Raw genomic sequence first — 13510 nt, forward strand, 5'->3', positions numbered from 1 at the left:
GTCTTCAATCTGAAGCGCTGAATTTCAGCGTCTTTTTCTTTTATTAATGTGATGTCATGGTTGGCAAATAAAGACTAGATTGCTCCAAATCTACCGTCAGCTGATAGTCAGTCTTATCACGAACGGTATGCTCAAAGTCTGTAGTGTAGAGGACGAGGCGCAGTTGGTCGCCTTTTTTCATCTTATAGATAGTTGGTTGCAGTTCAAAGGAAAATTCCAGCCATTGGTCAGGAGTGACTTCTTCGACAGTCAGTAGGTTGGTCCGGTTTTGCAGGTTGAGAAAACCTTTGGTGATGACGCGATGAGGCGTTTCAGCAAAGGGAAGTTCAACCAGATTGTCCAGCATATAGTAGCGGCCGTTGTCCATGACTCTAGGCTCAATAGGCGTAGGAATCGGTGCGAGGCGTTTAGCTGGTCCGAAGTCCAGCAATTGAGCAGAAATCAGTCCTTTATCAGTGCTGGATTTGAGGCGAAGATTGAGCTGGCTCGCTCCGTTGAGAAAGAGGTCTTTTTCCAAGGTCCAGTCCAGAGTAATCTGGTTGACTTTACCGTCAAAAAGCTCAGTCTTGAAGCTTTGGTAGTTTTTGGCAAAACGATTATAGTCTTCTTCTGGATATTGATTTTGGATAGATTGGCAGTCTTGGCCTAGTTGGAAATGAAGTTTCTGTTCTTGTCCACCGAAGTCTTCCAAGGTCAGCCAGCTTTGAGCATGGCTGTTGTCCTGCCAGATGACTGCTGGCAGCTCAAAGACTGATTCACAACCCAGCAGTTTTTTGCTCAGTAGAGCATTGATAGACTCACGGAAGTCAATGGACTGCCAGTTGTTCATGTAAACATGGGCACCGTTATGGAAGAAAAGATGCTTTTTGATGTGGGGCGGTAAGGCCCGAAACATATTATAGACATGGAGGGGCTTGACATTCCAGTCTTGAGAGCCGTGGGTAAAGACGACTTCGGCCTTGACCTTATTTGCATGGAGCAGGTAATTGCGGTCATGCCAAAATTGATTGTAATCCCCGGTTTGCCGGTCTAGGTCTTTGCGCTGCTGCTCTAGGCTTTGCTGATAAGTGTCATTATGACGCAGGTAGTCACCAGCCCTCAGGTTGCGGGAGTAGGTCAGTTCGGTCAGGGATTCAAAATCCTCTCCTGGATAGCCGCCAGGACTAGTGACAAGGCCGTTTTCGCGGTAGTAATTATACCAAGAAGAAATCCCAGCTTCAGCGATAATGACATCCAAACCATCTACGCCAGTCGTTGCCAGTCCGTTGGACATGGTGCCCAGATAGGAGATACCGGTCGTAGCCACTTTTCCGTTGGACCAAGTGGCCTTGATTTCCCGTTGGCGAGTGTGGTCGGTGAAGGCTCGGCAGCGGCCGTTGAGCCAATCAATAACGTTCTTATAAGCCTCGATCTGCTGATAGTCGCCGCTGGTCATCAGTCCTTCAGAGTCTTTAGTTCCTACGCCAGACACATAGAGATTGGCAAAGCCGCGAGGCAGCAAGTAATCATTGAGCGTGTAGGTGCCGATATGACCTAATTTTTCCTCGGCTTCAGAGACTTCTTGAACTGGAGCTAGCGAATCCAGCTGGAGCAATTTGAGCTCAGGATCTTGTACCGTGATTTGATGAGGTTCTTTTTTTACTAAGTCCACATTCATGTCGTGGAGAGCCTTGTCGCTTGCGGGGTCGTTGGTTCCTTGATGATAAGGAGAAGCGGTCATAACTGCAGGAATTTGTCCTTGATAGCAGGGCCGGATAATGCTGACCTTGATGAGGTCCGGACGGCCGTCTCGATCAGTATCCACGCGTGATTCCACATAAACCACCTCTCGGATAGCATCATGGCTGGAAAAGGTTGCCAAGCTCTTACCGTTGAAGTAGTGGTGGGTATTGTCCTCAGGAATCAAACCCTCGCTGACTAGCTTATCAATCAGCAAATTACCATTTTTTGTCCGAGTGTTGAGCAGCTGGTAGAGATTTTCCAACAAGTCTCCAAATGTAATGGGAAAGCCTGTTTCTTTGCGAAAGGCCTCAACATCTGTAAAATCAATAAAGGGCGAGAATTCAAGCAGCTGAAAGGCCACGGTGTAAAAGACAGACGCCGTCAGTTCTCTGTCAGACTGGAAAAAGCTCAGCAGATCTGTTTGACTGTCAGCAGCCCAGGATTTTAAGGGATAATCTGTATTATTATAAGTGAAAAAGCTGGTGCGGAGAAAATCTTCAAGATTTTCCTTATCAGAGCGATTGCTGTCATAAAAAAAGCCTAATTCAGCTAATTCTATCAACATATTTTCCCGTTTCGTTCTTGCATAACTATACTGATTAAAACGCATATTCTTCCCTCTTTTTCTTATTTTTATAAAAAATGACCTTTACATTATCCATTATACTTGATAAAATAGACTTTGTCTAAAAAATATTTAAGGAGTATCACTAAATGGATTTCGAATGGGTCGTTAAATACGCCACAGAATTTTTAGGAACAGCTATCCTCATTATCTTGGGGAACGGAGCTGTTGCCAACGTTGAATTAAAAGGAACTAAGGGACATCAGAGCGGTTGGTTAGTCATCGCTGTCGGTTACGGTATGGGGGTTATGATTCCAGCTTTGATGTTTGGTAATGTGTCCGGTAACCATATCAACCCTGCCTTTACTTTGGGACTGGCTGTCAGCGGTTATTTCCCTTGGGCACAGGTTGCACCATACATTGCAGCCCAGCTTTTAGGAGCTATTTTCGGACAGGCCTTGGTCGTTGCGACTCATCGCCCTTACTATTTGGGAACAGAAAATCCTAATAATATTTTGGGTACTTTCTCTACCATCTCTAGTCTAGACCATGGCACGCCTGAATCACGTAAAGCAGCCTTGTTCAATGGTTTTATCAATGAATTTGTTGGTTCTTTTGTTCTTTTCTTTGCTGCTATGGGCTTGACCAAGAACTTCTTTGGAGCAGAATTGTTGAGCAAAGCTGAAGCAACTATCAATTCGCAAGCTGCTCAGATGGCAGCACAAGGGACTTCAGTTCCTAAAGAACAGATTGCTGCTGCAATATCTCAGGCTAAAGACCAAGTTGCACCATTCCAAGTTGGTAGCCTTTCAGTCGCTCACTTGGCACTTGGTTTCTTGGTAATGGCTTTGGTAACCTCACTGGGAGGCCCTACTGGACCAGGACTGAACCCAGCTCGTGACCTCGGACCTCGTATCCTCCACTTCATCCTGCCAGAATCTGTTTTGGGCAAACACAAGGGTGATTCAAAATGGTGGTATTCTTGGGTTCCAGTTGTGGCACCGATTCTTGCAGGTATCACAGCGGTCCTCTTGTTTAAAACAATCTACGGATAAGCACATAAGATCAGAGTTGGGGGATTTCCCCAGCTCTTTTTTCGAACGATAGAGAAGGTAAAGATGGAGATGCAAGTATCAAAATATCATAAGATCAGTGGCCGCAGAACCTTACTCTTTGGTCTTTTAGCCCTTGTTTTCGGCCTGATTATCATTGTCAATGGCTTCAGATTTACCAAGCTGGCCTTCGATTTTATTTCGCTTTATCTGACAGTTGTTGGCTTGGTAAATATTGTTCTTCATGTTTTTATGCGCAAGAAAGAAGAGGCTGTCTGGCATAGTCTGCTTCAGATTGCAGTCGCTATAGGTATCAGCTGGCTCAACCGAATCAGTGATGTGCCTGTCAATATTGTGATTATTAGTTTGGGTAGCTACCAGCTCTTGACTGCCGGTATTTACGGAATGACCTATCTGCTTTATCGGCAAAATCATGTCAAGGGAGGTTTGCGCTATCTATTTGATACCATTCTCTATGGTGGGATTGGGCTGACCAGTATTCTTTCGCCTGCGACCGACGGACACTTACAGTTTTTGATTTTGGGAATCTATTTGATGATGCTGGGAATGTCCAATATCCGAGATGGTCTCTTTTTTGATAATGACCGGGAAAAACATCGGCTGCGTAGACAAATTCGTATTAACCTACCTATTATTTTTGCAGCCTTTATTCCGGTAGAAAATCTGGAGCGCTTTAATCGACTGATTCAGGGAGATGCAGCTTCTGATCGCAAAAATGTTTATAGTCTTGTTAAGAGTGGAGAGAAAAAGTCGGACTTAGAGGTTTTGGTCCATACTTCAAAGACGAGTTTATTAGGGGGCATTGGTCATGTAGATATTTGCTATCAGGGACAAGTGATTTCTTATGGCAGCTATGATGTTTTTTCTGAGCGATGCAAGGGCATGATTGGAGATGGTGTTCTCTTCAAGGTTCCTAAAGACGCCTATATTGAGCTTTGCAAAAAAGAAAGCAAGAAAACACTTTTTGGTTATTCTTTGGCTTTGACGGATAAGGAGAAGGAGGCGGTTGAGAAGCGCCTGGCTGAAATTGATCAGCTGTTGGTAGAATGGGAGCCGCCAGCGGAACTGAAAAATGGCCAGCCAACATACTCCTACAAGTTGAAGCATGAACTAGGAGCGCAGCTATATAAGTTTAAAACCAGTCGTTTCAAGACGTATTTTGTCCTATCGACCAACTGTTGCCTACTAGCAGATTCGATTATTGGACAGGCTGGGACAGATATTCTGGATATTCGCGGGATTATCGCGCCCGGTACCTACCAGTCCTATCTGCAGTACGAGTTTGAGTCCGCTAGGGGTTTGGTCATTGCTCAGACCGTTTACCAATAAATCCAAGTCCTTCTTGTTTTAAAAATTGTTTATTTGCGCATAATTTCTTGTCAAAAAGATGAAAATCCATTACAATAAAATGGTTTGGAGGAATTATGAGCGCGAATCATATTATTAGAATTATCCCTGTATTAAAGATAAATAATCGTCATTTAAATCAAGAATTTTTTGTAAATCAGCTGGGCATGAAGGCCCTTTTAGAGGAAGCTGCTTTTCTGTCTTTAGGAGATCAGACTAAGACAGAGAAACTGCAGCTGGAAGAATCACCCAGTATGCGGTCGCGGCGAGTCAAAGGCCTTAAAAAATTAGCCAGAATCGTTGTCAAGGTTGCAGATGCTAAAGAAATCGAGTCGCTATTGGCTCAAAAGCCTGCTTGGACTAAGCTGTATCAAGGAGAGAAAGGCTATGCTTTTGAAGCTCTGTCACCAGAGGGTGACCTAGTTCTCCTGCATGCAGAAGAGAATAAAGTAAATCTGCAAGAAGTAACGGCGGTGCCTGACTTTGAAAAGCAAGAGGGCTTTATCGGTCTTAGTCAATTTGAGATAGAGACGGTAGAAATTCGTGTGCCTGATGCCAATGCAGCCCAAGAATTTTACAGCAAGATTGAAAATGCGCTGGATTTCCTGACTTTTACAGAAGCAGAGGGACAAGACTTGCAGGCAGACAATGCCCTAACTTGGGACTTGACCATGCTCAAAGCTCAGGTCAATCGTTTAGAAACCGCTGCCCTGCGTCCTGTCTTTAAAGAACAAGAGGTCTTTGTACCCAAGTCAGATAAGTTCCTGTTGAGTCAGGATTCTAGTAAGATTGAATTGTGGTTTGAAGCATGACTCTAGAAAAAATCATCAGTAAAATCCAAGAACAGCTGAAAGACGGTATCTATCCCGGTGCTAGTCTGGCCTTGTATCAAGCTAGCCGGTGGCAGGAATTCTACTTTGGTCTGGCAGATCCGCAAGAAGGAAAGGCCACTCAAGCGGGTTTGGTCTATGACTTGGCTAGCGTCAGCAAGGTGGTCGGAGTTGGTACTCTGGCAGCCTTTTTGTATGAGCAGGACAAGCTGGAGCTGGATTTGCCCCTGCAGCATTACTATCCGGCCTTCCATCGAGAAGATGTGACCTTGCGTCAGCTTTTGACCCACACATCTGGGCTGGATCCCTTTATTCCCAATCGTGATCAGCTGACAGCTCCAGAGTTGAAAGCAGCGCTTAATCATTTGACGGTGCTTGAAGATAAGACCTTTCGCTATACGGATGTGAATTTTCTGCTCTTGGGCTTTATGTTGGAAGAAATCTACGGTCAGTCTTTGGATCAGATTTTTCAAAGTCGGATTTTCCGGCCTTGGGGTTTGGCTGAGACTAGTTTTGGACCAGTTCCAGGAGCTGTGCCGACCGTTTGCGGTGTCAAGGATGGTCAGGTTCATGACCCTAAGGCGCGTGTTCTAGGCATCCATGCTGGCAGTGCTGGCTTATTTTCAACTCTCAGGGATTTGGAAGTCTTTCTGGAACATTATCTGCAGGATGACTTTGCGGCCAATCTGACCCAGAATTTTTCCAAGGAGCCAGGCAAAAGACGAAGTCTAGCCTGGAATCTAGAGGGCGGCTGGCTGGACCACACTGGCTACACGGGAACCTTTATCATGTATAATCGCAAGGAGCAAAAGGCGGCTATTTTCCTATCCAACCGGACCTATGAAAAAGACGAGCGGGCTCAATGGATCTTGGATCGGAACCAGCTGATGGACCTGATAAGAATAGAACTTTAAAAGACTCCGGCTGCAAGCCCCGGAGTTTTATCATGTCTGCCTATATAAATATCGGTCTCTAGCCCCAGTGATTTTATTTGAATAAAAATCGCTTTTTTTGCCAAAGTATATTAAAATAAGATAGAGAGAATCTACAGACAAGAGAAGAATATGACAAAAGAAATCGGTGTCGGCAAGGCACATAGTAAAATTATTTTAATGGGAGAGCATTCGGTGGTCTATGGCTATCCGGCTATTTCCCTGCCTCTTAATCGTATCGAAGTGACCTGTCAGGTCTTTCCGTCTGAGCGGGCCTGGACCCTCTACGCTGAGGATACACTGTCTATGGCTGTTTTTGCCTGTCTGGAACATCTCGGTCGGCAGGGATCTAAGATTCGCTGTCAGGTGGAGTCTATGGTCCCTGAGAAGAGGGGGATGGGGTCTTCAGCCGCAGTCAGTATTGCGGCCATTCGTGCGGTCTTTGACTACTTTGAGGAAGAGCTGGATGACCAAACACTGGAGATTCTAGCCAATCGGGCAGAGATGATTGCCCATATGAATCCCAGTGGCCTTGATGCTAAGACCTGCCTCAGTGATGTAGCTATTAAGTTTATCCGCAATTTCGGTTTCAGTGAAATTGAGCTGGATTTGGATGCCTTTTTAGTGATTGCAGATACGGGCATTCACGGTCATACCCGCGAAGCTATCCGTGCTGTAGAAAGTCAGGGTCAAAAGGCTCTGCCTTTGCTGCAGGAATTGGGGAATTTAACGAAAATCCTTGAGAAGGCTATTTCTATCAAGGACCTGATGACAATGGGACAAGCTATGACCAAGGCTCATGAGAAGCTAGCCAAGCTAGGGGTTTCTTGCCAGAAAGCGGATGAGTTGGTAGCGGCAGCGCTTGAAAATGGAGCTTTGGGTGCTAAAATGAGCGGCGGCGGTCTGGGTGGCTGTGTCATTGCTCTTGTAGGAGAAAAAAATCAGGCGGAGGCCTTAGCCGCCTTACTGAGAGAGAAAGGGGCCATTAACACATGGATCGAAAGCCTGTAAGTGTCAAATCCTATGCCAATATTGCAATTGTCAAATATTGGGGGAAGAAAGATGCAGAAAAGATGATTCCGTCTACTAGCAGTATCTCGCTGACACTGGAAAATATGTATACCGAGACCCAGCTGAGTCCTTTGCCGGATACAGCGACTGGAGATGAGTTTTATATTGACGGTCAGCTACAAAGCCCGGCAGAACATGCCAAAATCAGTAAGATAATTGACCGTTTCCGCTCTCCAGAAGATGGTTTTGTCCGCGTTGATACCAGCAATAATATGCCGACTGCAGCGGGTCTGTCTTCCAGCTCCAGCGGTCTGTCTGCCCTCGTCAAGGCCTGCAATGCTTATTTTCAGACGGGCTATCAGACGCAAGAGCTGGCTCAGCTGGCCAAGTTTGCTTCAGGGTCGTCAGCTCGCTCTTTCTTTGGTCCGCTAGCGGCCTGGGATAAGGACAGCGGGGCCATTTATCCAGTCAAGACGGATTTGAAGCTAGCCATGATTATGCTGGTTCTGCACGATGAGAAAAAGCCCATTTCCAGCCGCGACGGTATGGAGCTCTGTGCCAAAACTTCCACGATTTTCCCAGATTGGATTACCCAGTCTACCTTGGATTATCAGGCTATGCTAGGCTATTTGCAGGGCAATGATTTTGCCAAGGTGGGTCAGCTGACGGAAGAAAATGCTCTTCGAATGCATGCTACAACAGAAAAAGCTTATCCGCCCTTTTCTTATCTGACAGAGGAGTCTTACCAAGCTATGGATGCTGTCAGAAAGCTGCGGGACCAGGGCGAGCGTTGCTACTTTACCATGGATGCGGGGCCAAATGTCAAGGTCCTCTGTTTGGAGGAAGACCTAGACCATCTGGTGGCTATTTTTGAGAAGGACTACCGACTTATCGTCTCCAAAACAAAGGACTTGTCAGATGAAAGTTAGTGCAAGAGTTCAAACCTGCGGCAAGCTCTATCTGGCGGGTGAATATGCAGTGCTGACGGCCGGCCAGCCAGCCATTATCAAGGCCATTCCCATCTATATGACGGGGGACATCCAGGCAGCCTCTGCCTATTGCTTGACATCAGATATGTTTGATCACAGCGCTAACCTAAAGCCAGACCCTGATTATGCCTTGATTCAGGAGACGGTAGCAGTTATGAACACTTATTTGCTAGCCTTAGGCTACCAACTTCAGCCTTTTTCTCTAAAGATTAGTGGCAAGATGGAAAGGGACGGCAAGAAGTTCGGGATTGGCTCCAGCGGTAGTGTGGTTATTCTGACCATCAAGGCTATGGCGGCACTTTATGAGCTAGACTTAGAGCCGGAGCCACTCTTTAAGCTGGCTTCCTACGTTCTCCTCAAGTGCGGAGACAATGGCTCCATGGGAGATCTAGCCTGCATTGCTTATGAAGACTTGATATACTATCGGTCTTTTGATAGAGAATTGGTCCGTAAGCGTATGGACAAAGTCGACTTGCCACAGCTGTTAGCAGAGGATTGGGATTTTAAAATTCGCATCATTAAGCCTTGCTTAGCCATGGATTTTCTGGTTGGCTGGACCAAGCAGCCAGCGATTTCTAAGGACTTGGTCGATCAGGTCAAGTCAGCTATTTCAGAGTCCTTTTTGACAGGCAGTAGGACACAGGTTGATGCTTTGGAGAGAGCTTTATTAGCAGGAGAGAAGTACGTTATTCAGTCTAGTCTGGAAAAGGCTAGCCAGCTCTTAGAAAGGCTCAGCCCAGCTATCTATACAGACAGGCTGAAAGTCTTAAAAGAAGCGGCAGAGGGACTGAACTGTGTGGCTAAGAGCAGTGGTGCCGGCGGTGGCGATTGTGGGATTGCTCTCAGCTTTGATGCCGCATCTAGCAACCAATTGATTCAATCTTGGCAAGAAGCTGGCATTGAGTTATTATACAGAGAAAGGATGGGCCATGATGAGCCAGAATCGTAAGGACGACCATATAAAATACTCTTTAGAGCAGAGTCCGGGTTACAACAGTTTTGATGAAATGGAACTGGTTCACCGTTCTTTGCCCAAGTATGATTTGGCAGAGATAGACCTATCTACTTACTTTGCTGGCCGTGATTGGGACTTTCCTTTTTACATCAATGCCATGACTGGCGGCAGCCAAAAAGGCGGTCAAATCAATGAAAAGCTGGCTCAAGTAGCTGAAAGTTGTGGCCTTCTTTTTGTAACTGGCTCTTACAGCGCGGCCTTGAAGAATCCTTCTGATCCTTCCTATCGGGTGGCGACTGGTCGGCCTAATTTATTGCTGGCTACTAATATCGGCTTAGACAAGCCTTATCAAGCTGCCCAGCAGGCAGTAGCAGGTTTGCAGCCCCTCTTTTTGCAGGTCCATGTCAATCTCATGCAGGAATTGCTGATGCCAGAGGGCGAGCGGGAGTTTCGTTCTTGGCGCCAGCACTTAGAAGATTATGGTCAGCGACTGGAAGTCCCTCTGATTCTCAAAGAAGTTGGCTTTGGCATGGATCGCTCTACTGTCGAAGAAGCGCGCTCCTTGGGGATTCAGACTTTTGATATTTCCGGCCGAGGCGGCACTAGCTTTGCCTATATTGAAAATCAGCGGGGTGGCAATCGTAACTACCTCAATGATTGGGGACAATCTACTCTGCAGAGCCTGTTGGCGCTTCAGCCATTGCGCGATGAGGTCGAACTCTTGGCTAGTGGAGGTGTCCGCCATCCTTTGGATATGATCAAAGCCTTGGTCTTAGGAGCCAAGGCGGTCGGCCTTTCTCGTACCATGCTAGACTTGGTGGAAAATCACTTAGTGGAAGAGGTTATTGATATTGTAGAAGGCTGGAAATCAGATCTGCGTCTCATCATGTGCGCCCTATCCTGCCGAAACTTGCAAGAATTAAAGAGTGTTCCCTATCTACTCTACGGTCGGCTAAAAGAAGCTCAGGAACAGATTGACTAAAAAAAGCATAAAGACATACAAAAAAGGCCATCAAGGCCTTTTTACTTGTCCTGTTTTCGTAAGTCAGCTAGTATTTCCTGAGCAGCAGCTAAGTTGAAAGTCTTATTAGCTGTTAAGCGATTGGCTACAGCAACAATTTCTTCGTCCTGAGCTCCAGCTTGTAATGCTAAAGATTTGGCTTGCAATTTCATGTGTCCGGCTTGGATACCAGTGCTGACCAGTGCTTTGAGGGCGGCGAAATTTTGTGCCAATCCAACTGATACAATGAGGGAAGCCAAGTCCTTGGCATGAGGCTGCCCTAGCAAGTCAAAGCTGGCTGTCACTGCGGGATTGAGGCCAATGGAGCCTCCCTTAGTTGCAATGGGCATGGGCAGGGTCATCTGACCATGAAGCTGGCGTTTGTCTGGGTCCGTCGTCCAAGTAGAGAGGCCGCGATAGCTTCCTTCTCGGCTGGCATAGGCATGGGCACCGGCTTCTACAGCCCTCCAGTCATTTCCAGTAGCCAGCACCAAAGCATCAATACCATTAAAGATACCTTTATTGTGGGTAGCTGCCCGGTAAGGGTCGACCTGAGCTAGCTTGCTGGCTAGCTGCATCTTATCCGCAAGAAGTTCCGCCTCGGCCGTATCCCGACTGAGAAAGCGATAGTCGATGACACAGCGGGCTGTTACCAGGCTATCTGTTGCATAGTTTGACAGGATAGCCATCAGACTCTTACCGCCAGTCAGCTCTTCCAGAGGAAGGGTGAGGGCCTCCAGCATGGTGTTGAGCATATTGGCTCCCATGGCTTCTTGCGTATCCACAGATAGATAGAAAATGAGGAAGTCATCCTTTTGCTCCAGCCAAAGATCTCTAGCACCGCCACCACGAGCAACAATAGATGGATAGGCTTGGTTGGCCTGCTCCAGCAACTCTTTCTTTTTTTTGAGAACATCTTTGATAGCTTGGTCTGCATTATCAAGCTGATAAAGGGCAATTTGCCCAATCATCTGGCGTTTGTGAACCTCCGTCTCAAATCCGCCTGAACGTTTGATAATCTTAGCGGCAAAGCTAGCTGCTGCTACCACAGATGGCTCTTCTGTCACAAATGGAACTTGATAGCTTTTGCCATCCACCAGAAAGTCTGGCACCAGAGAGTAGGGCAGGGCTAGAGTGGCCAGTACATTTTCACTCATCTGGTTGGCCGTTTCCAGAGGCAAAGTCTGCTGACTGTCTAGCAGCTGCCAATGTTCATCTTGTAAAAGTCCCTCATCTTTCAGCATTTGCAGCCGTTCAGCAGGAGCTTTTTTAGAAAATCCAGTCCAGTTTACTTTCATGATGATTTCTCAACTTTGATGTACTTACGCTGATGCTCTGCAATTTCCGCCAGAGCAAAGCTTTGTTCCTCATAGCCAGAGAAGCTGGCATTGCCTTCCGCATCCAGCTCAGCTTCTTCAAAAAAGATGCGCTCGTAATCCGGGATGGAAAGAGCCTGACGCTGGTCTAATTCCTCTAGGCGTGTCTTGGATAGATGCTTTTCATAGCCTTCGACCAAATTGGCACTGAAGATTTCAGAGACAGCCCCGCTGCCATAGCCGAAGAGAGCAATCCGATCGCCAGCCTTGAGGTTATCAGAGTTTTCTAAAAGAGATAGGAGGCCTAGGAAGAGGGAGCCTGTATAGATATTTCCAACTTTTTGGCTGTAGAGAATAGATGCTTCAAAGTTCTTTCTAAGCTGGTCTTGCTGCTCTTGAGGCAGGCTTTTATCCATGATTTTATTGAGGCCTTTAAGAGCCAGTTTTGGATAAGGCAGGTGGAAGCAGTAGGCCGCAAAATCTTTGAGAGCTAGCTTGTGGCGTTTTTGGTACTCCGTCCAAGTTGTCTTTAAGCTATCCAGATATTGCTGGGTTGAATAGAGCCCGTTGACATAAGGAGTTGTCGAGTAATTTGGGCGCCAAAAATCCATGACATCGCGTGTCTGGGCTACATTATCATCATTGAAAGCGAGGATACGGGGATTGCTGCTAATCAGCATAGAAATGGCTCCCGCTCCCTGGGTTGGCTCGCCAGATGTGTTAATGCCATACTTGGCAATGTCGCTAGCTAACACCAAAACTTTGCTGTCTGGATGTTTTTCGATATGGAGCTTGGCATAGTCCAGTGCAGCTGTAGCTCCATAGCAGGCTTCCTTGATTTCAAAGCTGCGGGCAAAAGGCTGGATGCCCAAAAGGCCGTGGACAAAAACGGCTGCCGCCTTGCTCTGGTCAATTCCTGATTCAGTGGCCACGATGACCATATCAATCTTTTCTTTGTCCTCTGTTGTCAGGATGGGTTCTGCTGCCGCGGCTCCCAAGGTAACAATATCCTCAGTCAGAGGAGCAATGCTTAGTTCTTTGAGTAGGAGCCCCTTGCTAAGCTTTCCTGGATCAGTCCTACGGGCTGCCGCTAAATCATTTAATTTTAAAACATAATTACTGGTCGCAAAACCGATTTTGTCGATTCCGATTGTCATTATAAGACCTCTTTAAATCCTTTTATTCTAGTATATTCCGAAAACTATTTTACCATACTTAGGAATAAAACTCTTACAAAAAACATCTAATCTCAGCTAAATCAGGCTTAAGATGTATTTTCCAAAAGAAAAACAGCAGATAGTTCTACTGTTTATTTACTGTGAGTTTGCTTTGGCGCTTTTTTAAATAGTGATAGAGCTTGAGTACGACAGTGCCGCTGGCCATGCCAATTGAGATGACCAAGGCTAGAATGACTACCAGAGTGGCGTGAATCATGGCCTGGCTATAGTCACCAGTGACAAAGAAGGCAGTCGTCCGATAGGAAATATAGCCTGGGACCAAGGGGGCTAGAATGGCCAAAATAAAAACAACAGCAGGCGTTTTGTAGATGATGCTGAGGATTTGACTGATGCAGGAACCAAGGATAGCAGCCACAAAGGTTGCTATGATGACATTGGTCGGTCCTTTGAGCAGGAGATAGAGCAGCCAAATAGCCATACCCAGTACTCCACCGGGAATCAGCATACTCCGCTGGACATTTAGGACGATCAAAAAAGTAATAATGGCCAGTAGGCTGGCAACTGCTTGCAGTAAGAAAGTCAAGATTGTCAT

General features: G+C 46.4%; 12 protein-coding genes. 8 read left to right on the top strand and 4 right to left on the bottom strand.

What is annotated here, in order from left to right; genetic code table 11:
- Positions 1–43 precede the first annotated feature (43 nt).
- Positions 44–2332 (bottom strand): Xaa-Pro dipeptidyl-peptidase, encoded by a 2289-nt coding sequence (locus O3621_RS06695; RefSeq protein WP_314449055.1) that lies wholly within the window; start codon positions 2330–2332, stop codon positions 44–46.
- Positions 2333–2436: 104 nt separating this feature from the next.
- Here O3621_RS06695 and gla point away from each other — a divergent pair, with 104 nt between their 5' ends.
- The 8 genes from gla (at position 2437) to fni (ending at position 10406) form a co-directional block, all read left to right on the top strand.
- A complete protein-coding gene (gene gla / locus O3621_RS06700) occupies positions 2437–3342 on the top strand; it encodes an aquaglyceroporin Gla (protein ID WP_048772187.1) in 906 nt (301 codons plus the stop codon).
- 63 nt (positions 3343–3405) lie between these two features.
- Positions 3406–4689: a DUF308 domain-containing protein gene (locus O3621_RS06705; RefSeq protein WP_314449058.1), complete on the top strand. Its 1284-nt coding sequence runs from the start codon at positions 3406–3408 to the stop codon at positions 4687–4689.
- Positions 4690–4784: 95 nt separating this feature from the next.
- Positions 4785–5519 (top strand): CppA N-terminal domain-containing protein, encoded by a 735-nt coding sequence (locus O3621_RS06710; protein WP_314449060.1) that lies wholly within the window; start codon positions 4785–4787, stop codon positions 5517–5519.
- Positions 5516–6451 carry a serine hydrolase domain-containing protein gene (locus O3621_RS06715; protein ID WP_314449063.1) on the top strand — a complete coding sequence of 312 codons (936 nt, stop codon included), beginning with the start codon at positions 5516–5518 and terminating at the stop codon, positions 6449–6451. The genes O3621_RS06710 and O3621_RS06715 overlap by 4 nt, the downstream gene beginning before the upstream one ends.
- Before the next feature lie 150 nt (positions 6452–6601).
- Complete coding sequence (mvk, locus tag O3621_RS06720) at positions 6602–7480, top strand: mevalonate kinase (protein ID WP_314449066.1); 879 nt, start codon at positions 6602–6604, stop codon at positions 7478–7480.
- Positions 7462–8409, top strand: a complete 948-nt coding sequence (gene mvaD, locus O3621_RS06725) for a diphosphomevalonate decarboxylase (protein WP_314449068.1) — start codon at positions 7462–7464, stop codon at positions 8407–8409. The genes mvk and mvaD overlap by 19 nt, the downstream gene beginning before the upstream one ends.
- A complete protein-coding gene (locus O3621_RS06730) occupies positions 8399–9418 on the top strand; it encodes a phosphomevalonate kinase (RefSeq protein ID WP_314449070.1) in 1020 nt (339 codons plus the stop codon). Before mvaD ends, O3621_RS06730 begins: the two co-directional genes overlap by 11 nt.
- The gene (gene fni / locus O3621_RS06735) at positions 9399–10406 is read left to right on the top strand and encodes a type 2 isopentenyl-diphosphate Delta-isomerase (protein ID WP_314449106.1); all 1008 of its coding nucleotides are present in this window, start codon (positions 9399–9401) and stop codon (positions 10404–10406) included. The genes O3621_RS06730 and fni overlap by 20 nt, the downstream gene beginning before the upstream one ends.
- Before the next feature lie 41 nt (positions 10407–10447).
- Here the strand turns inward: fni and O3621_RS06740 are convergent, their stop codons facing one another.
- The 3 genes from O3621_RS06740 to O3621_RS06750 form a co-directional block, all read right to left on the bottom strand.
- Entirely contained in the window at positions 10448–11722 is a 1275-nt protein-coding gene (locus O3621_RS06740; protein ID WP_004188839.1) for a hydroxymethylglutaryl-CoA reductase, degradative, read from the bottom strand.
- On the bottom strand, positions 11719–12897 hold the full coding sequence (locus tag O3621_RS06745) for a hydroxymethylglutaryl-CoA synthase (RefSeq protein WP_004188837.1): 1179 nt from the start codon (positions 12895–12897) through the stop codon (positions 11719–11721). The genes O3621_RS06740 and O3621_RS06745 overlap by 4 nt, the downstream gene beginning before the upstream one ends.
- Positions 12898–13042: 145 nt before the next feature.
- Entirely contained in the window at positions 13043–13510 is a 468-nt protein-coding gene (locus tag O3621_RS06750; RefSeq protein WP_004188835.1) for a threonine/serine exporter family protein, read from the bottom strand.

Origin of the sequence: Streptococcus sp. 20925_1_22, assembly GCF_041431685.1 — a bacterium.
Taxonomy (GTDB): Bacteria; Bacillota; Bacilli; order Lactobacillales; family Streptococcaceae; genus Streptococcus.